The sequence below is a fragment of the Hyunsoonleella pacifica genome (genome assembly GCF_004310335.1).
Taxonomy (GTDB): Bacteria; Bacteroidota; Bacteroidia; order Flavobacteriales; family Flavobacteriaceae; genus Jejuia; species Jejuia pacifica.
The window spans coordinates 765,257-791,975 of sequence record NZ_SIRS01000001.1 but is presented as its reverse complement, the minus strand read 5'-3'; the positions used below and the strand labels follow the sequence as shown (position 1 = coordinate 791,975).

Sequence of the window (26,719 nt, the reverse complement as noted above, 5' to 3'; positions counted from 1 at the left end):
CTATTATCTTTTTTGAGTGGTAAAACTGTATTACATATTCCTACGGTACTGCCCTCCTACTTCAAATAAAGCCTTTGTAATTTGACCTAATGAGCATACTTTACATACATCCATTAGGGCTTCAAAAATATTTTCATTACGAATTGCTGTTTCCTGTAGTTGTTTTAAAAGATCTTCTGAGTTATTTGCTTTATAAAGGTTTGTTAACGTTTCTATTTGAAATTGTTTTTCCTCTTCTGTTGCTCTTATTACTTCATTTGGTAGTATAGTTGGAGAACCTTTACTACTTAAAAAAGTATTCACTCCTATAATTGGAAACTTACCATTGTGTTTTAAAGTTTCGTAGTATAAACTTTCTTCTTGAATTTTACTACGTTGATACATGGTTTCCATAGCACCAAGAACACCACCTCGTTCTGTAATCTTATCAAACTCTTGTAATACGGCTTCTTCCACTAAATCTGTTAATTCTTCAATAATAAAGGCGCCTTGAATTGGGTTTTCATTTTTAGCTAGCCCTAATTCTTTATTGATAATGAGTTGAATGGCCATAGCACGACGCACTGAAGCTTCAGTTGGTGTAGTAATAGCTTCATCATAAGCATTAGTATGTAACGAATTACAGTTATCATAAATAGCATATAATGCTTGAAGCGTAGTTCTTATATCATTAAAATCAATTTCTTGAGCATGTAGACTTCTACCCGAAGTTTGAATATGATACTTTAACATTTGTGCTCTTGAATTGGCACCATATTTCTCTTTCATGGCTTTAGCCCAAATTTTTCGAGCTACACGACCAATAACTGCATATTCTGGGTCGATGCCATTTGAGAAAAAGAAGGATAAATTTGGCCCAAACTTGTTAATATCCATTCCTCTACTCAAGTAATACTCTACATAAGTAAAACCATTAGATAGTGTTAACGCCAACTGGGTTATTGGGTTTGCACCAGCTTCCGCAATATGATATCCAGAAATGGAAACAGAATAAAAATTTCTAACCTTATGGTCAATAAAATATTCTTGTACATCTCCCATAAGACGAAGTGCAAATTCTGTTGAAAAAATACAGGTGTTTTGTGCTTGATCCTCTTTTAATATATCTGCTTGTACCGTACCTCTAACTTGTGCAATAGTGTTATACTTAATTTTTTGATATATATCCTTAGATAATACCTGATTACCTGTAACACCTAAAAGCATTAAGCCTAGTCCGTCATTTCCTTCTGGTAACGCTCCGTTATATTTTGGGCGTTCTTTACTTTTATATATTGCTTTAATTTTTGCTTCTACGCTATCTTGAAGATTATTTTCCTTGATGTAAATTTCACATTGTTGATCTATAGCTGCATTCATAAAAAAACCTAACAGCATTGGTGCAGGTCCATTAATAGTCATACTTACAGACGTCATGGGATCTGCTAAGTTAAATCCAGAGTACAATTTTTTAGCATCATCTAAACAACAAATAGAAACACCAGCATTACCTATTTTACCATAAATGTCTGGGCGGTAATCAGGATCATTACCATACAAGGTTACACTATCAAAAGCTGTAGATAAACGCTTAGCAGACATACCTGCACTTACATAATGAAAACGCTTATTGGTACGCTCAGGTCCTCCCTCTCCCGCAAACATTCTTGCAGGATCTTCTCCCGTTCGTTTAAATGGGTACAAACCTGCTGTATAAGGAAACTCTCCAGGCACATTCTCTTGTAAAATCCATTGTAAAACATCTCCCCATGCTTCATATTTTGGTAAGGACACTTTTGGAATTTGTGTATGAGATAGTGATTCTGTATGCGTTTTAATTTCTATAGATTTATCCCTTACTTTGAACGTATAGGTTGGGTCTCTATATTTACTTACTTTGTCTTTCCAATCTAGAATAGTTATCCAATGGTGTTGGCTTAAATTCATTTTTACCTTATCAAATTCCTTTATTAAAAGATCTAAAAAGTCTTTTTTATCACTATTAACTTGTTTTAGAAGCGCTTCAGAATTTAAACCTAAAGTATTTAAAAATGATATTTCATTCATATTGTAAATCCCAACAACGGAACATATAGCTTGGTAAATGCCAAAAAGAGTTTGTGCAATTTTAGATTGTTCTTTTACATGTTTATTATACGCTCTGTTACCTTCTGCTATTTCTGATAAATAACGATTTCTGGAAGGAGGAATTACGAATATCTTTTCACTCAAATTTTCAGAAACAGTAAAACTTGATTGCAAATTGGCACCTGTTTTTTCAACTAAAGTATCCATAATAGCTTTGTAAAGCGTATGCATTCCGGGATCGTTAAATTGTGATGCAATTGTTCCATATACAGGCAACTCCTCTTGAGGGGTATCCCAAAGGTTATTGTTGCGCATGTATTGCTTTTTTACATCGCGTAGTGCATCCAAAGCACCTCGTTTATCAAACTTATTTATAGCCACTAGATCGGCAAAATCTAACATATCTATTTTCTCTAACTGAGTAGCTGCACCAAATTCTGGGGTCATAACATATAACGCAACATCAGAATGCTCTATAATCTCAGTGTCACTTTGCCCTATTCCTGAAGTTTCTAAAACAATTAGATCGTATTCAGCAGCTTTCAACACTTCTACTGCATCATTAACATGAACTGATAAAGCCAAATTAGACTGACGTGTAGCCAAACTACGCATGTATACTCTTGGTGTATTAATAGCATTCATTCTAATTCTATCTCCTAGTAATGCACCTCCAGTTTTACGTTTCGAAGGATCAACAGAAATTATACCAACAGTTTTCTCTGGGAAATCCATTAAAAAACGACGCACTAGTTCATCTACCAAACTTGATTTCCCAGCACCTCCTGTTCCTGTTACTCCAAGAACTGGTGTTTTAGATGTTTTATTTATTAGACGAATTTTATTTAGGGTAGCTGCAGCTACATCCTGAAAATTTTCGGCTGAAGAAATGATACGAGCAATATCCTTTGAATTTTTATCCTTAAGTGTATTAATATCGACATTTAGAGTGTTACCAACAGCAAAATCAGATTGTTCCACCAAATCATTAATCATACCCTGTAGTCCCATTTCCCTGCCATCATCAGGAGAGTAAATACGAGAGATACCGTAATCCATTAAATCTTTTATCTCAGATGGTAATATAACACCACCGCCACCACCAAATATTTTAATATGTGATGCATCTCTATCTTTTAGTAAATCAAACATATATTTAAAATACTCGTTATGTCCGCCTTGATATGAGGTTAAACAAATTGCATTCACATCCTCTTGAATAGCTGTATTTACAACTTCTTCTACGCTTCTATCATGCCCTAAGTGAATAACCTCTACCCCAGTGGCTTGGATAATACGGCGCATAATATTTATGGACGCATCATGTCCGTCAAATAATGATGCTGCAGTAACAATACGTATTTTATGTTTTGGTATGTAGGGTTTATGTTGATTCATTATTGAAAAATAGTTAATTTATCGTTCGCAATTTACGAATAATTCAAAAAAATATTAAATTTTAAAGTTATTTTGCAAAATTTACAAGATAAACAAGCTTGAAACGGTTTTTATTTATTTTTGAGACCTTAAAGATTAACTTATGAAGAAAATTACCATCTTGATACATTGTAAGGACCGTTCTAACATTATCGCAACGGTTACTAATTTTATTGCCAAAAAGAATGGTAACATTGTGTATTTAGATCAACACGTCGATAGACAACAGGATATTTTTTTCATGAGATTAGAAAGTGAGTTTTTAGATGATAGTTTTTCAACTAATGTCTTTAAAGATTGTTTTAAAACTGAACTAGCCGATGGCCTTCAAATGAAATGGCGTATTTACTCCTCAGATAAAAGACCAAAAATGGCATTATTTGTGTCTAAATACGATCATTGCTTATATGACATTCTTGGACGTTATAATTCTGGAGAACTCAACCTTGAAATACCTTTTATCATTAGTAACCATAACGATTTAAAACCAATTGCTGATAGCTTTAAAATTCCATATTATCACATTCCGGTAACAAAAGACACTAAAATAGAAGCTGAACGTGAACAATTGAAATTATTACAGGAGCATAATATTGATTTTATTGTACTAGCTAGATATATGCAAATTGTATCACCTGAATTAATTGATAGGTATACTAATAAAATAATCAATATTCATCATTCATTTTTACCCGCGTTTGTTGGTGCTAAACCTTATCACTCTGCCTACAAACGAGGTGTAAAAATCATAGGTGCTACGAGTCATTATATAACTGAAGAGTTAGATGCTGGTCCTATTATAGAACAAGATGTAGCTAGAGTAACACATGCCTACACAATAAAAGATTTAATTGCTAAAGGACGTGACTTAGAAAAAATTGTTTTAGCTAACGCTATTAAACTTCACTCTGAAAGAAAGGTAATGGTATATAATAACAAGACTGTTATTTTTTCTTAATCATTTTATTAAATAAAATAATAAAAATCAATTAGTTACAAACAAAAATTAACATTTGTTAAAATTAACAAATGTTAATTGTGACTTAATTAATATCTTGGTGTCATAATAATTGAATAGAAAATAACCATTAACTAATTTCTTAATTTTTATGAAATCAAATTTTATTTTATGCCTAACTTTTTTATTAGGCTTCGGAATGTCCCAAGCACAAAACTTACCTGCTAATCCAGATCCAGGGAAGTGTTACGTTAAATGTATTACAAAAGATGAGTTTAAAACAGTTGAAGAAACTCTACAAACCTATCCTGCGTATACTAAATTAGAAGTTGTTCCTGCTACTTACAGAACTGTTGAAGAGCGTGTACTTGTTAAAGAAGCTTCTAAGAAATTTGTTTATGTTCCTGCTACCTATGAAACTATTGAAGTACCTTACGTTAGTAAAGAAGGTAGAACAGACTTAAATGTAATTCCTGCAAGTTTTGGATCAGATTCAAGAACTTTTGAAACCTATCCAAAAACTTCTGGTTGGGAATACAGAGAAACTGCTTGTGACTCTCCTAACAAAGAAGATTGTATGGTTGCGTGTTTTGTAGAATATCCTGCACAGTTTAGAGATGTAAGTTTTACTACATTATCTAATGATGCTGGTACTAGTAATATTCCTGTACCAGAAAGGGGTGCTACTTACAAAAAACGTGTTGTTAAAACGCCTGCAAGAATGGATGAAATTGAAATTCCTGCTGAGTACAAAACAATTAAGCGTCAAGTATTAGCAACTCCAGCTACCACAAGAAGCGTTACTGTTCCTGCACAATCAAAAACTGTTACAAGAACTGTATTAGCTAAAAAAGGTGGTTTAACTACTTGGGAAGAAGTAGATTGTGGGTTATTGAATGCTAACGTATTACCAATTTTCTACGAATTAGGTAGTGCTCGTATCACGCCTGCTTCTAAAAAGATTATTGATGAAACTTTACTACCACTATTAAATAGTAAGCCTGTAAGTATTGAATTAATGTCTCATACAGATTCTAGAGGTAATGATGATTTCAATATGTCTTTATCTCAACAACGTGCTAACTCTGTTGTAAACTACTTAGTATCAAAAGGTATTTCTAGAAGTAGATTATCTGCAAAAGGATATGGAGAATCTAGATTAGTAAATCGTTGTTCTAATGGTGTAGACTGTTCTGAAGGAGAGCATAGAAAAAATAGAAGAACTGAGTTTAGAGTAATTGGTAACTAAAATAAGTTTCAATTAACACAGAAAAAGACGCCAATTACGGCGTCTTTTTTGTTATAATATAGTTTGGATATTCTCCAATACGTTTCTCTACTTTAATACCATAAGTATTATTAAGACTAGACGTCATCAACTCAAAATACTTATAGTGTATATCCCAATCGTGTAACTCTTTAGCTATTTTAGCATTATTCGTTACTATAGGTATATGAATCAAATTTGCTATTTGATAATTTATCTGGTTTAAAGAAACATTATCAGCTTTAATATCGGAGTCCCCAATTAAAAAGTTTGGCGTATCAATTCCCCAGTCTATTTGATTAATATCCCAAAAATTAGAATCTTTAATATCAAAAAATAAAACCTCTCCACTTACATTGGTTTCATTTTGCGATAATTTCAAACGATTTAAAATTTCTTTAGTCTTATTATTAAAAGCTTCTGTTTCATATTTAAATCTAACACGATAATACGTCTCTAAATCTGAATCCCCTTTAATTTGCCCAACAAAAGCATTATTAGTGTACGCCAAAATATCCTGTAAACTTCCTGAAAGTTCCAGATAATTTGGTTTTTTCTCTACGCGTATACTTGTAATCGGTTCTTTTAGTTTAGAGATGTCAAAATTGCCTTTAAAATCTTTAGATTTTGCAATAGCAATAGGTTTAAAGGATTGTAGTTGATACATTTTATTTACACTAATCGTTTTTTTATTAGTGCTTAAATAGCCATCTAAGTGATACGTTTTAAATTCAGCAGGATGCCCTTCCCAAAGCTTTTCCCCATTAGCATTAAGCAAAATACCATAGGGCAAACTAGCAATATTATATTTTGAAAAAGTTTCGCCATTATAATCAATGGCTACAGCCAATTCCAAAGCATGTTTCTGCATAAAACGTTTAACAATATCTGGGTTTTCCTTACTCAAAGACATAATGTGAAATTTATCAGGATATTGTCGTTGTAAAGACGTTAAATATTTTGATGCGTGTATACAAGGACCACACCAAGTAGCCCAAAAATCTACGAAATAAAGTGCGTTCTCATCACTTTTAGTCAATGCAGATTCTCGAATATTTTCAGAGATTTTAATTTGCCCCAAACAAAAAAATGGGACAATAAACAATAGAATTAAAGGTATATACCTTTTCATTTTAAATTTCAAATACATTATAATTAGTTTCTATATCAGTAATAACAAGTATTATGCTAGAATTGTATTTGGTTGGAATTATTTGCAAAATATAAAATTTTTTGAAATCATGTGACTTTTTAAATAGTAATGTGTCTTATAAATAAGAATAAAAATCTGGTTGATTGAGGGATTAATCTGGTTGGAATAAAAAAGGCATTCAAATAGTAATATTTGAGTGTCTTATTTTTTTAGTATTCACTATTTTTGAAAATAAAACCCAAATATCATGATACGCAAAATACTTTCAGTCTTTCTTATTTTAAATCTTGTAGCTTGTGCTGAATTACAAGGTGTTATTGACCAATTACCGCAAGGTGGTGGTATAACTAATACTGAAATAGCTTCTGGATTACGCCAAGCTCTTGATTTTGGAATTGATAAACAAGTTACCAAACTCACACAAAAAGATGGCTTTTTTAGAAACGAACTTGTTAAAATTCTTTTACCTGAAGAATTAAGAAAAGTTGATAAGGCGCTTCGAGATATAGGTTTAAATAAACTTGCAGATGAAGGTTTAAAAGTATTGAATAGAGCAGCTGAAGATGCTGTTAAGGAAGCAACCCCAATTTTTGTTGATGCCGTTAAAGGTATCACGTTTGCAAATGCTAAAAACATTTTATTGGGTAATGATGATGCCGCTACACAATATTTAACATCAAAAACGCAATCTGCACTTTATACAAAGTTTAATCCCGTAATCAAAAATTCATTTTCTAAAGTGGGTGCTGATGATATTTGGAAGAATTTAATTAACAAATACAATACTTTACCTTTTACAAATGATGTGAATCCTGATTTGACTGATTATGTAACAACTGAAGCGCTTAAAGGCGTTTACACTATGATTGCAATTGAAGAGAAAGACATACGTAACAAAATAGGCTCTAGAACAACAGATTTATTGAAACGCGTATTTGCACTTCAAGATAAATAAAACTTTTTGATATATTTTAAGCCGAATAATTCCTTATTCGGTTTTTTTATACAAACCATCAAATACAACTGTAATATCTTTATCATTGGTAATAGTTTCCCAGTATTGCCGAACGGTACCGTCTTCATTTAAAGTCCAAGTTACTTTATGATAATAAGGATTACCTTCTTTATTTTGAGCTACATCAGTCTTTAAAATCATTCTATTATCAATACGATTACCTTTTAAATGTAGGCTACTACCTTGGTTATCTACCCAAATTTGTTCCCATTGTTTTTTAGCATAATTATAAAAATTAGTACTAGTTCCTGTAAAATTACCTTTAGCACTAGTCCAATTCTCTCTTAAAATACAATTGTTTTGGATTTTATCAATGATATTTGTTCCAGCTATCGAGCCATCAGGTTTTGTAACCGTCCAAGTACCTTTCCAGAAATCAAACTCTGAATGTTTTTCTGTACAACAATTGCATTTTTTTTCTTGAGCCTTAATAACAAAAGAGAAAACAAAAAAGCATAAAATAAATAGACGCATAACTAACTGTATTTCAAATTAATTCATTAAATTTAAAGAAGTTTGGTTTTTGTTGCACAAATATTAACACAACATTACCAATAGGAGTAACTAATTAAAGTCTTTCTAACTAAAAAACCATTTCTCAAAAATACTTCGATATGAATAACGTGAAGTCCATTGAGCAAAACCAAATTGAACTAACTAAAAAATATAAGGCGCTTGTAGAAAGGGCATATAACTTAAGACAAACTGATGCGCCTTTAAGTGATTTCTCTGAATACAAGGCTATTAAACTTCTCAATAAAATCAATAAACTAAACTATCTACATAGAGAGCATCAACCAGCTGCTGTGTAAAGTTTAGCTTTTCTTTAACGTTCTCATTACGTCCAAATCACATACATCCTCGTAATTTACTTAAAACAAGTATTATGAGTCCACATTTTTGTAAAGTCGGGAAAATTAAACCAGACGCTAGCAAATTTGTTAGTGTTAAGGAGTTAGAAAGTAGAATTAAAAACTTTGTTGATGATATCAGTAAAGTAGAATTTTCTAAAGATGTTCGTGGAGCAATCTAAAGTAAGCAAATGCTTTAGTTAATCGCGAACCATACCAAGAGAACATCTCTCCATCTACCAAAAGCACTTTCGCTTTTGGATAAAACTTTTGTAACTCTTTTTTATGTTTTTCTTTAAATGGAAAGGGTTCACTTGAAAGTAATACCAATTCTACTTCTTTATTTACATTTAAATTAACCTCAGGATAACGTGCTTTATGAGTAATATTTTCAAACCTGTTAAGGTGCAGTAAGAAATCAATAAATGTGTTTTTTCCTGCCATCATCCAAGGCAACATCCAAATAAAATAAGCTGTTTTATAAGACCGCTTGTTTTTTATATAGTTCTGAAAAATATCGGCTTCACGTTTTATAGTTTCAATTAGTTTTGTTGCAGTGCCTTGTTTTTCAAAAATCTTACCATATTGCTTTATAAGTATTAAACTATCATTCAAAGTACATATATCAGATATATGAATAGGTGCAATAGTAGCACAAGCCTCAACTATAGCTTTAGTATTTTCTTCTTTATTACATAAAATGATATCTGGTTGCAGTGCTGTAATCTTTTTAATATGGATTCGCTTTGTACCACCAACAACCTTAGAAGTAGATTTTATATGATTAGGGTGCACACAAAACTTAGTAACACCAACCAAATTATCTTCCAAGCCTAAATCACATAATAACTCAGTTTGACTGGGCACTAAAGACACAATTCGCTTTGGTGTATTTTCAAAACGAATTGTTCTTTGTAATTGATCTGTAATTTCAAGACTCATGTGCTAAACTTGAACCTTTTTCCATTTGCCTTTTTTAAACCAAATGATAGCTACAACAGCAATAAGTACTTCTGCCAAAGTAATAGCCAAAAATACACCCTGTGGCCCAAAATTCAAAGTAATTGCCATTACATAGGCAAAAGGCAATTGTAACAACCAAAAACAGAAAAAGTTAATATATGTAGGCGTCTTTGTATCTCCAGCACCATTAAATGCATTTACAACCACCATACCATACGCATAAAAAATATAACCTGCTGCCAAAACACGAAGACACAAACTACCATATTTTACAACATTAAATGTTTCATTAAACAGTATAATAATGTGTGGTGCAAAAACCAAATACACAATAGATACAATCCCCATAAAAATGGCACAATACTTGCCAGTTTTCCAAACAGATTGTTCTGCCCTATCTGGTTTTCCTGCCCCTAAGTTTTGTCCCACTAAAGTAGCTGCAGCATTACTCATTCCCCAAGCTGGCATTAAGGTAAACATCATTACCCGTATAGCTATAGTGTAACCTGCCAATACTTCACTGCCAAATTCACTCATAATACGCATTAAGAATACCCAAGAAGATGTACCAATTAAAAACTGTCCTATGCCACCTAAGGATACTTTTATAAGATTAAGCATTATACTTATTTGTAAAACTAAATCCTTTATACCAATCTTTATTTTACTAAAGCCAAAGAATAAAACCGCTAACTGAAAAATAACAGCCGTACCCCTTCCAATAGTAGTAGCAATTGCAGCACCTTCTACTCCATAAGCAGGAACTGGTCCTAATCCAAAAATAAAAATAGGATCTAAGATGATATTTAAACCATTGGATAAAACCAAGGTCCACATGGCTACCGAAGCATTACCAGCTCCTCTAAAAATAGCATTGATTAAAAACAGTAACATTATGGTAATGTTTCCGCCCAAAAGTATCTTAGTATACCCATAACCTTCTTCTATTAAATCCGGTTCACCTCCCATAAGTCCAAGAATTTCTTTTGGATATAAAATTCCAATTACACTAATAATAACTGCTACTGCAATACCAAGAAAAATAACTTGTACCGCAGCACTAGAAGCACCTTTTATATCCTTCTCTCCTACTCTTCTAGCCACAATAGCGGTTGCTGCCATACTTAATCCAATAGCTACGGCATAAACTAAAGTTATTACAGACTCTGTTAACCCAATAGTAGCTACAGCATTTACACTTACTTTAGACACATACATAATGTCTACTAAAGCAAAAATGGATTCCATTAGCATCTCCAAAATCATAGGGATTGAAAGCATAAAAACAGCTCTCCTTATACTTCCAGAGGTAAATTCTTGTTCTTTGCCTGTTACAGCAATTTTAAAATAATTTATAAATTGTTTTAAAGTAATTTTATTTGATTGCATTGTGATAATATTATAATAGAAACAATACCAAATATTAAATATTTGGCTTTACAAATTCGAGAGAGCCTCGACATATACCGGAAGTGAGCTTATACAATCATCAGTCACAAAGATGTCAAATTAATTTTAATCTGCAAAATGATTTTTCTAGGAGGTTATTTAAGGTTAACATATATTCGCAAAAAAAATTGATGCTTAAAGCTGTAATTTTTGATATGGATGGTGTGATAATAGATAGTGAACCTATGCACCGAAAAGCCTATCATAATATGTTTAAAGAAGTTGGAATTGAAGTTTCTACTGAATTGTATGAATCCTTCACAGGACAATCCACAATAAATATTTGTAAAAAGCTTTGTGACCATTTTAACTTAAATACAACTCCTGAAGCTTTAGTTGCTTTAAAACGCAAACATTATAAACAATTCTTTGATACCGATTCTGATTTAGATTTAATTGAAGGTGTTCTAGGTCTTATAAAAAATTATTATGAAAATGGATTAACCTTAGTTTTAGGTTCTTCTGCTTCTATGAGTGGTATAAATATGATATTTGAGCGCTTTAATCTAAACCAATACTTTAAGAATAAATTGAGCGGTGCCGACTTAAAACAATCTAAACCACATCCTGAAATTTTTGAAAAGGCTGCCGAAACTACTGGTTTTAAAAAAGCAGAATGTTTGGTTATTGAAGATTCTACCAATGGTATTAAAGCTGCCAAATCAGCAGGAATATATTGTATTGGCTATGACAGTTTTCATTCTAAAAATCAGGATTATTCCAAAGCAGATAAAGTGATATCTAATTTTGAAGATATTTACTTTGAAAAAATAAAAATGGATTTTCAATAACCCCTATTCTCCATTAAAAGTGATATTCTGTAGTCGCCTTAATTTCTTTGAGAACAAAATAACTTTCTAGAATACCAATATTTTCAATTTTAGAAAGTTTCAACCTAACAAACTCATGGTATTCTTCAAGACTACCAAGATTTATTTTTAAAAAGAAGTCGACCTTTCCAGCCATATGATAACACTCTTGTACTTCTGGCAATGCTTTAATCTGTGTATCAAATTTATCAATAAAGCCTTCGTCATGATAGCGTAAGGATACCATACAAATAGCAGTAACTGGGCAATCAACTAACTTTTTATTAATTAAAGCTACATACTTTTTTATATACCCTCTCTTCTCTAATCTTCTAATACGCTCATAAACAGGAGATGCAGTTAAATGTAATTGTTCCGCTATCTCTTTAGTTGTTTTTTTAGAATCTTGCTGAAGAATACGCAATATGTTAAGATCTATATCATCCAATCGTTCCATGCCAGTGAAAATTACTTCTTAATTAATTAAAACCACTACAGTAAAAGTAAAAATATATTTAAATATAAATAAAAACAGAATAAAACACTTAAATTAATTGAATTAACAAATTTTTTAACCAATATGAGACTGTAAATATTAATTTAGTACTGATTCAAATTTACTGAAATGAAAGAAAAAATTCTAATAATAGGAGCCAATGGGCAATTAGGATCTGTATTAACACAAGCACTTCAAACCAAATATGGTTATGATAATGTAATTGCTACAGATATTAAGTTTAATGAGAATTTTAAAGGCAAATTTGAATTTCTTGATGCTACTGATTTTAATAGTATACAGCATGTGATTGAAGAATATGATATAACCCAAGTATATCATATGGCAGCAATTTTATCTGCTAAAGGAGAACAACAACCTTTACGTACGTGGGACATAAACAATCAAACGTTTTTGAATGTTTTAGAAGCCGCTAGATTAAATCAAGTAAATAAAGTGTTTTATCCAAGCTCTATAGCTGTTTATGGCGAAAATGCGCCAAAAAATGATACTCCTCAAAATTTTTTCTTAGTACCAACTACTGTTTATGGTATGAGTAAAGCTTCTGGAGAACACTGGGCTAATTACTATTATGAAACATATGGTTTAGATGTGCGCTCACTTCGATACCCTGGAGTTATCGGACATCAAACTTCCCCCGGTGGTGGCACTACAGATTATGCTGTGGATGCTTATCACTACGCTGTAAAAGAAGAAGATTTTATTTGTTTCTTAAATAAATCCTCAGCATTACCAATGATTTATATGGATGATGCAATAAGAGCTACAATAGAGTTAATGGAAGCTCCCATTGAAAAGATAAAAACAAGAACGTCGTACAATATCTCAAGTATGAGTTTTAACCCTGAAGAGTTGCAACTGGCTATATCTCTATTATTTCCTAATTTCAAAATGGTTTATAAACCAGATTTTAGACAGAATATTGCAGACTCTTGGCCCAATTCTATTAATGATAATGAAGCAAGATTAGATTGGGGTTGGAAACCAAATTACGACTTACACGCTATGACGAAAGACATGGTTAAACACTTAAAAGTAAAATATAAAACAGAAAACGCATAAGTCATGTACGGAGCTATAAAAAAACAATTTCAGGAGGATCTAGATGCTATAAAAGAAAGTGGATTATACAAAAATGAACGCATTATTACCTCTAAACAGGGAGCAGAAATTGATACGCAATCTAATCCAGATGTTTTAAACTTCTGTGCCAATAACTATTTAGGATTATCATCAAATGAAACCATAATTCAAGCTGGGATTGAAACCTTAAAAACTCATGGTTTTGGATTGTCTTCTGTTCGTTTTATTTGCGGTACTCAGGATATCCACAAGGAATTAGAACTAAAAACAGCAGAGTTTTTAGGAATGGAAGATTGTATTTTGTATGCTGCTGCTTTTGATGCCAACGGTGGTTTATTTGAGCCATTGTTATCAAAGGAGGATGCGATTATTTCAGATGAATTAAACCACGCCTCAATTATTGATGGTGTGCGTTTATGTAAAGCCCAACGTTTTAGATATAGGAACTGTGATATGGAAGACTTAGAAATGCAACTTAAAGCTGCGTCTTCAGCCAGAAGGAAATTAATAGTTTCTGACGGATCGTTTTCTATGGATGGAAAAATTGCACCTTTAAACAAAATTTGTGATTTAGCTGACAAATACGAAGCTTTGGTAATGATTGACGAATGCCATTCTACTGGCTTTATTGGAAAAACAGGTAGAGGTGTTCACGAATATCATAATGTAATGGATCGTGTAGATATCATTACTGGAACCTATGGCAAAGCTTTAGGTGGTGCCTCTGGTGGATTTACAGCAGCTAGAAAAGAAATTGTGGATTTACTAAGACAACATTCCAGACCCTATTTATTTTCTAACACGTTAGCTCCTGCTATTGTTGGTGCAACATTAAAGGTGTTTGATATTATATCCAACGATACATCGTTAAGAGATAAATTAGAAGCAAACACCGCTCTTTTTAGAACAGAGATGACAAAAGCTGGGTTTGATATCATTCCTGGAGTACACCCAATAGTACCAATCATGCTATATGATGCTAATTTAGCACAAGCTTTTGCAAGAATGCTTTTAGAAGAAGGTATTTATGTTATTGGGTTCTTCTATCCAGTTGTTCCAAAAGAAAAAGCTAGAATACGGGTACAAATATCTGCTGCCCATAAAACAGAACACATTCAAAAAGCTATTGATGCCTTTGTAAAAATCGGAAAACGATTAGAAGTAATTTAACCTACTTAGATTTTAATAGCGTATTCTGCTCTTCCATCAACTTAGTAAGTTTGTCTAAGAGTTCAATATCTTTAGGTGTCACAACAGTTTCATCTGTAGTGTCTTGTGCCTTCTTTTTAAGTTGATTCATAAACTTAACAACTATAAATACGGTTAAACCAATAATAAAAAAATCTAAAAATGCTTCAGCTAAAGCACCGTAACCAATAGCCACTTCATTAGTTAGGATATTGCCATCTGTATTTAACACAGCATCTTTCAAAATGATTCTCTTGTTTTGAAAATTAACACCATCAGTCATTAACGACAGTGGTGGTAACATAACTTGCTTTACTAAAACATCTATCACTTTGTTAAACGCAGCACCAATAATGATACCAATTGCCATATCCATCATATTGCCTTTTACGGCAAACTCCTTGAATTCTTTAAATAGTTTCATATACTTCTAATTTAGAATAGCAAAATTAGAAGATTAAAAGGGAAAGATTCAATTCAACTTAAAGAAACGCTATTTTTTATAAAACTTAGCATAGCCACGATAAGCAAAAGCGCCAAGAATAACCCATATTAAAGCTGCTATACCTATAAATTTTAAGCTAACAATTTGATCGCCACTTGCGTAAGAATGTAGACCTGCCAAATAGAAATTAACACCAAAATATGTCATCATGATACTAGCAAAAGCAAAAATTGATAACCAATTAAACAACCATCTACCTCTAAGACCAGGAACTAAGCGCATGTGAATAACAAAGGTATATACCATAATACTAATAAGTGCCCAAGTCTCTTTAGGATCCCAACCCCAGTAGCGGCCCCAACTTTCGTTAGCCCACATACCTCCAAGAAAGTTACCGATAGTTAGCATTACCAAACCAACAGTTAATGCCATTTCGTTAATAACAGTTAACTCTTTTATATTGAGATCTATTTTTGCTTTATGCTTTTCAGTGGTAATAGCCATTAATAGCAAAGACACCACACCTAAAATTAAACCTAAAGCAAAAGGCCCATAGCTAGCAACAATTATAGAAACGTGAATCATTATCCAATAACTATTTAATACTGGTTGCAAATTAGCTATGGATGGGTCTAACCAATTCATGTGAGCAAATACTAAAATTATTGATGCAACAAAAGCTGATGAAGCTATCGTTAAATCAGAAGTTTTTACTTCAAATTTTAAAGACAAAGGTAGTATTGAAGCATAATTGATGTTCTCTAAATATGGTTTTGGCTGTTTTTTAATTACACTAACACCAGTAAACAAACCAAAAAACATAACTGACCATGCAACATATAACATTGTCTCATATGTATCAGTCCATGGCGCATGTCCAGAAATATACCAACGGGTAACTAAACCTGCTATGTGTAAAATAAATAATACAACAACAGACCATTTGCATATATTGACCATTATGTTGATAAATTTACTTTTGTAATAGAAAATTTGAAATATTAAGAAAACAAACATTACAAATCCTACAGTAAAATAGTAATAAGACAGTTTTTTAAATAAACCCAAGTTAATATAAGCTATTTCAGCATCAATCTTTTTATCACTCAACATAACTTCTGATCCATATTTATGCTGTGTTTTCTTAAAAGCCTCTAAAAGCTTTGTAGCCTCCGTAAAATCTCCAGTTTGTTTAGCTTCATTTAATGTAAATAAATAAGCTCTAAACCCATTTTTTACAAAATTACTGTATAATGAATCTTTGATTTTTGTTGGGTCTAAACGATATTCATAATTCGATATCCATTTATTATTATCATCATTAGGGATTGGAAATATTTTTAGTGACAAACCTTCTAAGGCATTAGATAATAAAGTTATACGCTCATGAGTTTCTCTTAGCTTCTTTTCATAACCATTAGGTATAGTGGTATTGTAAGCTTCATCTAAATAAGGAGAAAGCTTATAAGATCCATCATCATTTAGAAAATCAACTAAAGCGAATCGACTGCCGCTCTTTGGAATTCCAGCGATAGTCCTTAATGAATCCGTTTCAAGTGGTTTTAAATAAATTATGGGAACATTATACCATAGCCTAGGACTCTCTTGCATAGATAAGAATACTTGATTCGCATTAAATTCTTCGTAAACATTACGGTGACTTATCTTTCGTAATAGCTCAGATGCATAGGTATTAACGGGTTTCATTCTACCATTCAAATCTTGTATTACCATGCGCGAAAATTTGTTTGCATGATCTTTAGGCGCAATATTGGCTTTTAAAATAGAATCTATTTGGTTTTTTGTAGGCTTTTGAAATTCAGCTGTATGATTATGCCCATCATCAGAGGAGTGTTGTTCACTCTGTGCAAAACCAAATAATCCAAAACAAAGTACAAGTATTGCTAGTAGTTTCTCTTTTTTTGCTTTTACGTTTTCTAATCGTTTCTTCAAATCCCAAAAACGTGTGCCTTTTGCAAAGAGTATGGCCATCAACCCAAAATACAATAAAATATATCCTATGTAGGTAATTAACGTCCCCCAATAATCATGACTTACAGAAAGAATTGTTCCCTTTTCATCAGGATCAAAACCAGATTGAAAAAAACGATACCCCCGATGATCTAAAATATTATTCATGTATATTTTATAATCATAACTTCCCTCCTGTTCATCAACTACAGTAACCTCACTAGAATAAGCTGAATACCCTTTCTCTGTACCTGGATAACGCTCTGCTTCAAAATCATTTAACTTTACTGCAAAAGGTAATTCTAAAAACTTAGAGCCATAACGAAATTCAAATTCCAACCCTCCAACTGCTACTTTTTTATAGTTACTAGAACGTCCTTTTCCTCCTAGTAGTCCTAAACGCTTTGTTTCGCCATTAGAAGTGATTGTTAAAACAACACCGTCGTCGTCATTCTTTAATATTTTCGATTTTTTAACGATATCAAAAACACCTTTAGTAACTGGCTTTGGAAATACCATTTGCATATTACCTATAACATAACGCGAACGTAAATACAATGGTTGCAAACTATCTTTAACTAATTTGCCTTGTGCTCTAGTAGCCATCGTCATATATTCCCCTTCAAAAGGAGAGTTAATAGTTAACGAATCTCCTGCATAAGTTATGTTAATTGCACCAGGAGTAGGTTTATTTAAAGCAAATAAAATGTTATGAATACTACTAACTTGTCCAACTTTTAAAAAGTGATTGTGTGGACCGCTCGCACCAGCTTCTACAACTTTTAGATAGGATTCGCCATTCGCATCTGGAATAATATCTTCTTCGGCTCCTCCAATAAATTTTTCAAGTTCTATAGTTACTGGCTGTCCATTATATTCTGTTTCAAGACTAAAATCATTATCTAGTCTAGGAGAAAAGTCTACCTCCTCTTCAATAACACGCATTTGGCTTACGCCATTTATTTGGTAGTCTCCATGAATTCTTCCAGTGATATATGTTTTCTGAGACAAAAAGGTGTTTTCGGTAGTACCTTCTCTAATAGCCATCATACCTTCAAAACTGATATAACGTGTAATACCTGCGCCAAGAAGAATAAAAATAAAAGATAAATGTAAAATTAAAGTCGCCCATTTTTCCTTTTTGTAAAGGCGATATCTAAAAATATTACCCACAAAATTTACTACAAAAAGTCCCATAATAGCCTCGAACCACCATGTATTATAAATAAGATTCCTAGAATAAGGTGTTGGCGAAGTATCTTGTCCTGCATCCATAAAGGTTCCTGTTGCCATTGCAGCAGCAAAAGCAATAAATAAAATAGCAGTAAGACGAGTGGAAAATAGAATTTTGGCGAGTTTATCTAGCATAACAAATATCACATTTTTTGCTCGTGCAAAAATACGGATAAATGGGAATTAAAACATCTATTTTAACATGCTTTAAATAGTTTTTAATTGTTTAAACCAATTCTAGATTGAGATTTACCTAATGTACTTTTTTATTAAGAATAAAACTATATGTAGTTAAGAATATCTATTACAAAATGCAGGTAATATTAGGTTGTACGCATTCTAAAGATTATTGGCTATTATTTTACCCCTCAATAACCTCTTTGTATTCTAAAAAAAATGCTTCAAACAAATCCATTTTGTTATTAAAAAACACCATTACATCTCGCCATGTATTCTTATTATGGATAGACACCTTCTGCTCTAAAAGCACATAAATTCTTGATATTTCTTTTTTATTGTCTAAAAAGTATACTTCTTCATATATTACATCAGGCAAGTAGTCATCCATTAAAATAGATTTTAGGGCTTCCAGCTTTTCCCAATATGTAATACGATGTTCCAAATCGTCCTCCAAGTCTAGAGTAACCAATGCTTTTTTAGTATCAAAATAAAATTTAAAGCTTAGCCCTTTAAGTTTCGTATTGTATAAAATCCACTTTCTAGGAAAAGACTTCCCAAAACTAGTCCAAAATTCTTGTCGCAATATGCGAGACTCTTCTTTGCTAAACATTTTTAATTTTTTTGCTCTAACCTCAGGGTTCTAACAACCTAACACCTAACACCTAACACCTAACACCTAACACCTAACACCTAAATTAAAAAAGCAATTCCAATACCAAGAATTATAGCCACAAACTTGCTTAAATTAAACTTATGCCCTTCTCCACTTTCAAACAATATTGTAGTTGAAATATGGAAAAAAATACCAATAACCACAGCATTAATACTATGCACAAAACGCTCACCTAAATCTGTAGCATTAGAAATTAAAGTACCTAGTGGCGTCATTATTGTAAACACCACTAAAAAGATTACAATTTTTGCCATGCTAAATTTCGATTTAAACAAGTACATACTTACTAAAGCCGCTATAGGGATTTTGTGTACCAATACTCCATACACCATATCGTTTTCTTGATGAATTGGAAAACCCTCCAAAAAACTATGAATACATAAACTTATAAACAATAACCAAGGAAATGCTGCCGAATCTTTTTCTACATGAACATGTCCATGTTCTGCACCTTTAGAAAACAACTCTAAAATAATTTGCAGTAAAATACCGCACATAATAAATAACCCCGCAAGCTTAGTATCTAGTTCATGATACACTTCAGGAAGTAATTCAAATAAAGTTAATGCCAATAAAAATGCACCACTGAAGGACAATAATAGCTTTGTATTCCAAGTGGTTTTGTTCTTGGTTAGTTTAGCAATAATAACCCCGGCAATAACAGCGTAAACAGGAAAAAGAAATGTATTCATTCAAAAAAATTAATCAATTATATTCACAACAGTGAAATAATATCGATTCTTACTAGTTATTTAAAAATCATTACTAAACGTTCAGACGTTTTTGTATCAAATTTCCGCAATTTATAATCCCCAAAAACATCCAATAAATGCACATCAGCAAGCTCAAATAACTTCTCAAAGTCAGATAAAGTAAAAGCCTTTACACGTTCTGTAAAATTAAACACCTTACCATCAGCCTCAAAATTAATATCCTTTACAATATAACCGTCAGCCACATAGCGTTTTTGATAAAACGTAATCCCGTCTATAGTTTTGCTATCCTCAGGCACCAAATTCGCGATTACATATTCCGTATTCATAAAGTCAATTACTCCTAATCCCGTATCGTTTAAATCAGCCTTAATCGCTTTTATGGTATTTAGGTTATCGTCATCATTCTCAAAATACCCAAAGCTAGTAAAGAGGTTAAACACAGCATCAAACTGTTTTGGATAAGACCTGCACATATCATGCACCTCAAAATGTAGCCTGTGGTTTTCAAACTGTTTTGCATGCGCAATACTATTCACACTCAAATCAATACCAGTCACATCATACCCAATTTTATTTAAATAGCGCGAATGTCGTCCCTTACCACAAGCTAAATCCAAAATAGTTCCACCATCTGGTAAATTTAAATAATTGGTAAGGTTATCCATAAACACCTGTGCCTCTTTATCGTCTCTATCCCTATATAAAATATGGTAATATCGCGTATCAAACCACGATTTAAACCATGTAGTTGTATCTTCAGTCATAAATTATTTTGGGGGTTCCCCTATCGGGTCGGGCTTTCCGCTATATCTTTCTGCGAAGCAGTCCCGAATTTATTTCGGGATCTCATCCATATCAGACTAATTCATTTCTACAAGAAAAATTCATCAGACATGGCTTGCAAAAAGGATGCCGCTGCAATCCCTAACCCACTTATTTGCTGTGGCCATTTATTTGCCGCAAAATTACACTATTTTTGCAATCTTATTCTACTTAATTTTATTGGACGAAAACTATGGCCGAAAATTTCAATATGGTAGCCAAAACCCTATTTGGTTTTGAAGACATACTAGAAAAAGAACTCACGCAACTTGGAGCAATGCATGTAAAAAAAGGTGTGCGTGTGGTAGAATTCGTTGGAGATAAAGGGTTTATGTATAAAGCTAATCTGGGTTTACGTACAGCCATAAAAATTTTAAAACCTATAAAAAGTTTTCGTGTGCGTAGTGAAAGTGATTTATACGAGCAGATAAAAAAAATGTCTTGGGAAAACTATTTAAAACCTACAGGCTCATTAGCAGTAGATGCAACTATACATTCTGATATGTTTAAGCACTCGTTATTTATTGCTCAAAAAACTAAAGATGCTATAGTAGATAGGTTTCGTGAAAACACAGGCCAACGTCCCAATGTAGATTTAAAATTCCCAGATTTAAAAATAAATGTACGCATCTCAAGACAAGAATGTACCGTGTCTTTAGATACTTCTGGCGAATCCCTGCATAAACGCGGTTACAAATTAGCTACCAATATAGCCCCCATAAACGAGGTATTGGCAGCAGGAATAATTATGATGTCTGGTTGGGATGGACAATCAGATTTTATGGACCCTATGTGCGGCTCAGGTACCATTCCCATTGAGGCGGCAATGATAGCCTGTAACATCCCTCCTAACCTTATGCGCAAAGAATTTGCTTTTGAGCGTTGGCAAGATTGGGATGTAGAATTGTTTGAAAAAATTGAAGCATCCCTGTTAAAGAAAACAAAAGATTTCCACCACCAAATTATTGGTTACGATAAAGCACCAAGTGCAGTGCGTAAAGCACAAGACAATGTGAAAAACGCCAATTTAGAAGATTTTATTACCATAAAACACGAAGACTTCTTTAAAACCCAAAAAGGTGGACAAAACAAACTACACATGGTATTTAACCCGCCCTATGGCGAACGCTTAAATTTGGATATGGAAGCGTTTTACAAAAATATAGGCGACACCCTAAAACAACGTTATCCAGGTACTGATGCTTGGTTTATTACTTCCAATCTTGATGCTTTAAAACATGTAGGATTACGCCCTTCAAGAAAAATACAGCTCTTTAATGCTAAATTAGAATCTCGTTTGGTAAAGTATGTGATGTATGAAGGAAGTAAGAAGGGAAAGTATATGAAATAGGGATTTTGGGATGTACGCTTATCGGTTAGATATTGTTTCGTTTTAATGAACTATATCGTTCGATAAGCGAAGTTAGAATTTTCGTACTAAAAAGTCTATAGGTACTCATGTATAATTGTTAACAATAATAGTATCTATAGTAAGAGAAATACAATTAAAAATTCAAATCAACTAATTAGCACTAATCATTAATTTCTTAAGGTTGTATTTTGCTTCTAAAGCTGTGTTTTTATGCGTTTCTGCATTATAAGTTACAAACTGAAATGTAATAACATCTCCATCGTTAATAGTTGTAGCATCAATACCTGTGGGAGACACAGTGCCATTAACTAGAAATTGCCAAAAGAAATAAGGCTCGTATTTTGAGATAAACGTATCGTAAGTCTCATTAATCATATCAACTAAATAACCAAATTGAGTCCCATAATATTGTAATGAAAATGTAAAACTGCCTTGTGTAGATGAATTATAAGCACTTTGTAAAGCATTTTGTCCATTCATACCTTGATACCATGTGACGTTATAAGTTGGTCCACCCGTAATCTGTACTGTTACCATAATTGAAATCTTTTAAATTAGGTTATAGCGTGCCTTGTTTTATCACACACTTTTTTTAAATAAAGTCCTATTCAAATATAGATTTTTCTTTCAAAAAAACATATAAGTAGTTATACGTAACTTTAAAACAACTAATAAAGATTAATCCAAAAGCGACTTCGCAAATTGTTTAAATCGCCAATTATGATGTGTTGCAGCTTGTTTTAAGTTTTCTTTACAACTATCATTGCAAGCCTGTATTTGATGTAAATATTGAAACGCGTTTTGGCGCACTTCAAAACCATAGTTATCACTGGTATAATCTGTTAACTCTTGAAAATATCTTACTTTATTTTCTGGTTGATAATCTTCAGTGATCAATGTTAAAGTTAGCCAAAGTATTCGTACATTTTTATCATTAAAACCAATAATATCTTTGGTTTGATTGAGGTATTTGCCTCTATCCTCTGGGAAGTTTTTCCAAAGATTGAATAATACAGTTTCAATAGTAATATAGGATTTGTCCTTTAATAAGGATTCGTAATCCTTTTTATATTCTGAAGGAAGCTCAGTGAGATTTTGAGCAATTGCTTGGCGAATTCTAATATTTGAACTTTGAAAAGAATCATATGAAGTGTTCTTACCCAACTTATTAATAACTTCTGCCCGCAAAAAAGTATTGTCATTATTTGATATGAAGTCGTTACAATTTGAAATATCTTTTTCACAATTCAATTGTAGATATCCTTTGAAATCTATTGAAGTTAGATAGAAAAAACCTTCCATCTCTTCATACATAAGTTCAGGAGATACTAACCATTTATTAACGAAATCACTCAAATCCACACCACTACTAGTTTCAATTTCAGAAATAAAATCATCGGTCTCAACGTTTTTAAATTGATGCTTTCGTAAATAATTTTTTACTCCAGATTTAAAAGCCTTGTCTCCTACTTTTTCTCGTAGCATATGCAACATCCAACATCCTTTTTTATAAAATGTGGTACTACTGGATTTTGGATCTAACAACGATGTACTTTGTCCCGCTTTATCTTGCGCTAATAATTCTTGAGCATATTCATACAATCTCCAATAGTAATAATCCTCTCCAAAAATTTCCTTTTCTGCTAGTAGCGCATAGTAAGTCGCAAAACCTTCTTGTAACCAGTGGTGTGTACCAGATGTAGCTGTAACCAAATTACCAAACCATTGATGTGCTAACTCATGCGCATTAATATTTACAAAATTCTTATCCACAAAAGCTATAGAATCTACAACAAAAGCATCCGAATAAATATTCAAGCTTGTGTTTTCCATACCTGCATATAAAAAGTCTTTTACAGGCACCATTTTATAATTTTGCCAAGGATATGGTACGCCTATCTCATCTTCTAGAAAGTCAAACATATGTTTAGTATAGCGATAGGTAGGTTCAAACTTCAAGGAATCCTCAGGGTAATAATACATTTCTAAAGGTACGCCACTTTTGGAGTGTTTTACTTTTTTATCGTATTTACCAATAGCTAGTGCAACCAAATAACTAGGCATTGGTTGTTTCATGTCGTAATGCCATTCTATGGCATCTGGATATATCACTTGCCCTTCTAATTCTCCATTACTGATAACTTGATAATCATTATAAAACAAGATTTTTAAATCAAATTCTATCTTTTCGTTCATGTCATCGATAGATGGTAGCCAGTTACTAGTATATTTTCCTTGGCCTTGTGTCCAGATTTGTGTGTTATACTTATCGTCTAAGTGTTTGATATGATACAAAGCTTTCTTGGGACTAGTGTTCCAAATAACTTCTAACTTATGACTTGAATTAGCTTTAAATGGTTGTTTTATAATTAATTGCTTACCGTTATAAAGACTATCGGTAAGATTACTATCTAAGGTATACTGAAGAGAAGAGAAGTTTTTAGCATCAATATAAACAGAATCAATATCTTTCAATATGTCAAACTCATAAGTAACTTTACCAGAAATACGTTTATCAAACAAATCTCTCAGATCGATGTTTACCTTAGCAGTCTTAAAATCAACATAATCCGTTTGTTGTGCCAACAAAGCATTGCCACAAAAGCATAAAAAAAGAATAAGGTGCTTCATACGGATAAAGCTATCAAAGATTACTCCAAAAACAAAATTAGATTCTCGACAATTCAAGAATCTAATTTTAAAGATTATACTATGTTTAGATTCCCGTCTACACGGGAATGACAATTTCAGCGGAAACCCCGATGTAAGCATAGGGGAACATTCTTTTAAATTAAAAACTATGAAACTCAATCAAATTAGCTTCATAATACTGATCGCCTAATTTGTTCAATAAATTTCTAATCACATTACTATCCCCATTTACAGCTATAGCAGAATAACCAATAGCGTTTAAATGCCCTAAACGTAGGTCTTTAATATTTATATTTTTAGAGGCTAAAGCAGATAACAAAATTAATAAAACTCCAGGCGCATTATTATGCTTAGTTAAAATCACTTTTTTATTAAGCGCTAAGTTTAACTTTACACCGTCCATTTCTAAAAGGTATACTCCTTCACTATAATAGTTTGGTAAAACTTCATTTTCCTTATACTCCAGCTTTTTAAAGGTTCCTACATCAGTACCATGAATAAACTCAATAGCATCTCCAACCTTTCCATTGGCATCGTTAATAGATAAAAATGCAACTGCAGTACCATCGTTATTCGATTTTAAACGTGCAGTTTCCACATTTATGCCTTCAGAAGCTAATGTGTTAAACAATGAAGAAATAACACCTGGTTGATCTAAATGTTCAGAAAACAATCCATTTACTATGGTTTTAGTATTCTTAGGCGTTTCATTTGTAATAGTAATAGACTTCCCATATTTCCTGATGCGTATGGCATTATAATCGCCCATACTCGTCGCATTTCTATATAAATCTACAAACTCCGAAAAAGAACCACCAAAAGAAAAATCTGGAATAATACGGCGTTGTGTATCATCCAAACGCTGATTTAATAACTCAGTGCCTTTATTTAAAATCGTGTATTTTACCTTTAAGTCATGATCATTATAAATAGTACGATTCTCAGGAATTAATTTAGAATAACTCACATAACTCTCGTATCCCGCTTCCTGAATATACTCCAAACTTTCTTTATAATTTAAACCATAATACTTTACATGATGCGTATCCGTGCCCACACAAACCGGAATTTGTAGCGCGTTAGCGTATTTTAAAATACCCTGAGTAGGATACACACCTACACCCTTAAACTTACCCGCCATATTAACATCTAGAGATAAATTTCTATCGGCAATCAATTCTAAAAGCGTTCTAAATTTATTGGCTAAAGGATGCGAGCTTGTTTCAAAATTCAATAAAGCTTCTGGCATATCAACATTCAGTTTAGGTAAATCAATATGACCAATAATTTGTATCATATCCCCAAAACTCTCAATCATCTGTATCATTTCATTAAAATACCCATCCCAGTATGCTTCAAGACTGCCACGCAACTTCAATAACTCTTGCGCCTCTTCTTTAGAACCATCATAAGGCAAACCTTCAGGAGCAAAATGTACAGAGCCAATTACATAATCAGCATCCTCAGCCTGAAAGATTTTAGACCTACTCCATTGTAAGCCCAAATCAGGCCCCATCCACTCCAGTTCAACACCAAACTTAATGTTTATCTTATCATGGTATTTTTGTCGCAAATTTGCAATACGCTTAGGGTAATTCAAATACGATTTATTCCCACGAATAAACTTTACATTCGTTTCACGTTCAGCAGTATAACGAAAACTAGTTAATCTTGGCGAATGTATAATAAACGTAATACTTGGGTTACCAGCAGCTACAGCCTTATCAATAATATCCTCTAGCTTATCAATACCATGTTTAACGTGGTCTTGTTCAGTACCAGCATGTATCCCGTGCGTTTCCCAAATAAATTCATTTAACTGTTTCATCAAAATTTTAGCTTACTTGTTTTAAGGCTTCAAATTTAACTATTCTTAAGAAATACGTCTACAAAAGAGC

At 32.5% G+C, this 26,719-nt stretch carries 23 protein-coding genes; 9 read left to right on the top strand and 14 right to left on the bottom strand.

From position 1 onward, the window contains the following. Positions 1–30 precede the first annotated feature (30 nt). Positions 31–3,465, bottom strand: a complete 3,435-nt coding sequence (locus EYD46_RS03070) for a methylmalonyl-CoA mutase family protein (protein WP_130935578.1) — start codon at positions 3,463–3,465, stop codon at positions 31–33. A gap of 142 nt (positions 3,466–3,607) precedes the next feature. Between EYD46_RS03070 and purU the strand changes: the two genes are divergently transcribed. Next, entirely contained in the window at positions 3,608–4,462 is an 855-nt protein-coding gene (gene purU / locus EYD46_RS03065) for a formyltetrahydrofolate deformylase (protein ID WP_130935577.1), read from the top strand. A 151-nt stretch (positions 4,463–4,613) separates the two neighbouring features. Beyond that, a complete protein-coding gene (locus EYD46_RS03060; protein ID WP_130935576.1) occupies positions 4,614–5,711 on the top strand; it encodes an OmpA family protein in 1,098 nt (365 codons plus the stop codon). A 34-nt stretch (positions 5,712–5,745) separates the two neighbouring features. On the opposite strand, the gene EYD46_RS03055 is transcribed toward EYD46_RS03060, so the two are convergent. After that, positions 5,746–6,861, bottom strand: a complete 1,116-nt coding sequence (locus tag EYD46_RS03055; RefSeq protein WP_165454324.1) for a TlpA family protein disulfide reductase — start codon at positions 6,859–6,861, stop codon at positions 5,746–5,748. 268 nt (positions 6,862–7,129) lie between these two features. Between EYD46_RS03055 and EYD46_RS03050 the strand changes: the two genes are divergently transcribed. Continuing rightward, entirely contained in the window at positions 7,130–7,837 is a 708-nt protein-coding gene (locus EYD46_RS03050; protein ID WP_130935574.1) for a DUF4197 domain-containing protein, read from the top strand. 33 nt (positions 7,838–7,870) lie between these two features. Here EYD46_RS03050 and EYD46_RS03045 read toward each other — a convergent pair whose 3' ends face one another. Then, complete coding sequence (locus EYD46_RS03045; protein WP_130935573.1) at positions 7,871–8,371, bottom strand: hypothetical protein; 501 nt, start codon at positions 8,369–8,371, stop codon at positions 7,871–7,873. Positions 8,372–8,511: 140 nt separating this feature from the next. Here EYD46_RS03045 and EYD46_RS03040 point away from each other — a divergent pair, with 140 nt between their 5' ends. Then, positions 8,512–8,709, top strand: a complete 198-nt coding sequence (locus EYD46_RS03040) for a Lacal_2735 family protein (protein WP_130935572.1) — start codon at positions 8,512–8,514, stop codon at positions 8,707–8,709. Between the two features lie 74 nt (positions 8,710–8,783). Further along, positions 8,784–8,930, top strand: a complete 147-nt coding sequence (locus EYD46_RS17675) for a hypothetical protein (RefSeq protein WP_165454323.1) — start codon at positions 8,784–8,786, stop codon at positions 8,928–8,930. On the opposite strand, the gene EYD46_RS03035 is transcribed toward EYD46_RS17675, so the two are convergent. Both EYD46_RS03035 and EYD46_RS03030 read right to left on the bottom strand, forming a co-directional pair. Next, positions 8,905–9,690, bottom strand: a complete 786-nt coding sequence (locus EYD46_RS03035) for an ABC transporter substrate-binding protein (RefSeq protein WP_130935571.1) — start codon at positions 9,688–9,690, stop codon at positions 8,905–8,907. The two genes, EYD46_RS17675 and EYD46_RS03035, sit on opposite strands and share 26 nt — an antisense overlap. Before the next feature lie 3 nt (positions 9,691–9,693). After that, the gene (locus tag EYD46_RS03030) at positions 9,694–11,100 is read right to left on the bottom strand and encodes an MATE family efflux transporter (protein WP_130935570.1); all 1,407 of its coding nucleotides are present in this window, start codon (positions 11,098–11,100) and stop codon (positions 9,694–9,696) included. Between the two features lie 191 nt (positions 11,101–11,291). Here EYD46_RS03030 and EYD46_RS03025 point away from each other — a divergent pair, with 191 nt between their 5' ends. After that, a complete protein-coding gene (locus tag EYD46_RS03025) occupies positions 11,292–11,951 on the top strand; it encodes an HAD family hydrolase (protein WP_130935569.1) in 660 nt (219 codons plus the stop codon). A gap of 13 nt (positions 11,952–11,964) precedes the next feature. Here the strand turns inward: EYD46_RS03025 and EYD46_RS03020 are convergent, their stop codons facing one another. Beyond that, positions 11,965–12,426 (bottom strand): Lrp/AsnC family transcriptional regulator, encoded by a 462-nt coding sequence (locus tag EYD46_RS03020; protein ID WP_130935568.1) that lies wholly within the window; start codon positions 12,424–12,426, stop codon positions 11,965–11,967. A 168-nt stretch (positions 12,427–12,594) separates the two neighbouring features. Between EYD46_RS03020 and EYD46_RS03015 the strand changes: the two genes are divergently transcribed. Beyond that, complete coding sequence (locus tag EYD46_RS03015; RefSeq protein WP_130935567.1) at positions 12,595–13,548, top strand: NAD-dependent epimerase/dehydratase family protein; 954 nt, start codon at positions 12,595–12,597, stop codon at positions 13,546–13,548. A 3-nt stretch (positions 13,549–13,551) separates the two neighbouring features. Next, entirely contained in the window at positions 13,552–14,739 is a 1,188-nt protein-coding gene (gene kbl, locus EYD46_RS03010) for a glycine C-acetyltransferase (protein WP_130935566.1), read from the top strand. Position 14,740: 1 nt separating this feature from the next. Here the strand turns inward: kbl and mscL are convergent, their stop codons facing one another. The 5 genes from mscL to EYD46_RS02985 all read right to left on the bottom strand — a co-directional run bounded on the left by mscL (position 14,741) and on the right by EYD46_RS02985 (position 20,739). After that, on the bottom strand, positions 14,741–15,181 hold the full coding sequence (gene mscL / locus EYD46_RS03005; RefSeq protein WP_130935565.1) for a large conductance mechanosensitive channel protein MscL: 441 nt from the start codon (positions 15,179–15,181) through the stop codon (positions 14,741–14,743). Positions 15,182–15,250: 69 nt separating this feature from the next. Then, entirely contained in the window at positions 15,251–18,541 is a 3,291-nt protein-coding gene (gene ccsA, locus EYD46_RS03000; protein WP_130935564.1) for a cytochrome c biogenesis protein CcsA, read from the bottom strand. 226 nt (positions 18,542–18,767) lie between these two features. Then, on the bottom strand, positions 18,768–19,196 hold the full coding sequence (locus EYD46_RS02995; RefSeq protein WP_130935563.1) for a DUF4268 domain-containing protein: 429 nt from the start codon (positions 19,194–19,196) through the stop codon (positions 18,768–18,770). Between the two features lie 80 nt (positions 19,197–19,276). Further along, positions 19,277–19,951 carry a ZIP family metal transporter gene (locus EYD46_RS02990; RefSeq protein WP_130935562.1) on the bottom strand — a complete coding sequence of 225 codons (675 nt, stop codon included), beginning with the start codon at positions 19,949–19,951 and terminating at the stop codon, positions 19,277–19,279. A 56-nt stretch (positions 19,952–20,007) separates the two neighbouring features. After that, the gene (locus EYD46_RS02985) at positions 20,008–20,739 is read right to left on the bottom strand and encodes a class I SAM-dependent methyltransferase (protein ID WP_130935561.1); all 732 of its coding nucleotides are present in this window, start codon (positions 20,737–20,739) and stop codon (positions 20,008–20,010) included. A 251-nt stretch (positions 20,740–20,990) separates the two neighbouring features. Between EYD46_RS02985 and EYD46_RS02980 the strand changes: the two genes are divergently transcribed. Next, positions 20,991–22,148 carry a THUMP domain-containing class I SAM-dependent RNA methyltransferase gene (locus EYD46_RS02980; RefSeq protein ID WP_130935560.1) on the top strand — a complete coding sequence of 386 codons (1,158 nt, stop codon included), beginning with the start codon at positions 20,991–20,993 and terminating at the stop codon, positions 22,146–22,148. Positions 22,149–22,319: 171 nt separating this feature from the next. On the opposite strand, the gene EYD46_RS02975 is transcribed toward EYD46_RS02980, so the two are convergent. From EYD46_RS02975 to EYD46_RS02965, 3 genes are all read right to left on the bottom strand, one after another. Then, positions 22,320–22,706, bottom strand: coding sequence for a DUF4430 domain-containing protein (locus tag EYD46_RS02975; RefSeq protein ID WP_130935559.1), 387 nt, complete (start codon positions 22,704–22,706; stop codon positions 22,320–22,322). Positions 22,707–22,847: 141 nt separating this feature from the next. Continuing rightward, positions 22,848–24,800 (bottom strand): M1 family metallopeptidase, encoded by a 1,953-nt coding sequence (locus tag EYD46_RS02970; RefSeq protein ID WP_130935558.1) that lies wholly within the window; start codon positions 24,798–24,800, stop codon positions 22,848–22,850. Positions 24,801–24,960: 160 nt separating this feature from the next. Further along, on the bottom strand, positions 24,961–26,649 hold the full coding sequence (locus EYD46_RS02965) for a histidinol-phosphatase HisJ family protein (RefSeq protein ID WP_130935557.1): 1,689 nt from the start codon (positions 26,647–26,649) through the stop codon (positions 24,961–24,963). Positions 26,650–26,719 lie beyond the last annotated feature (70 nt).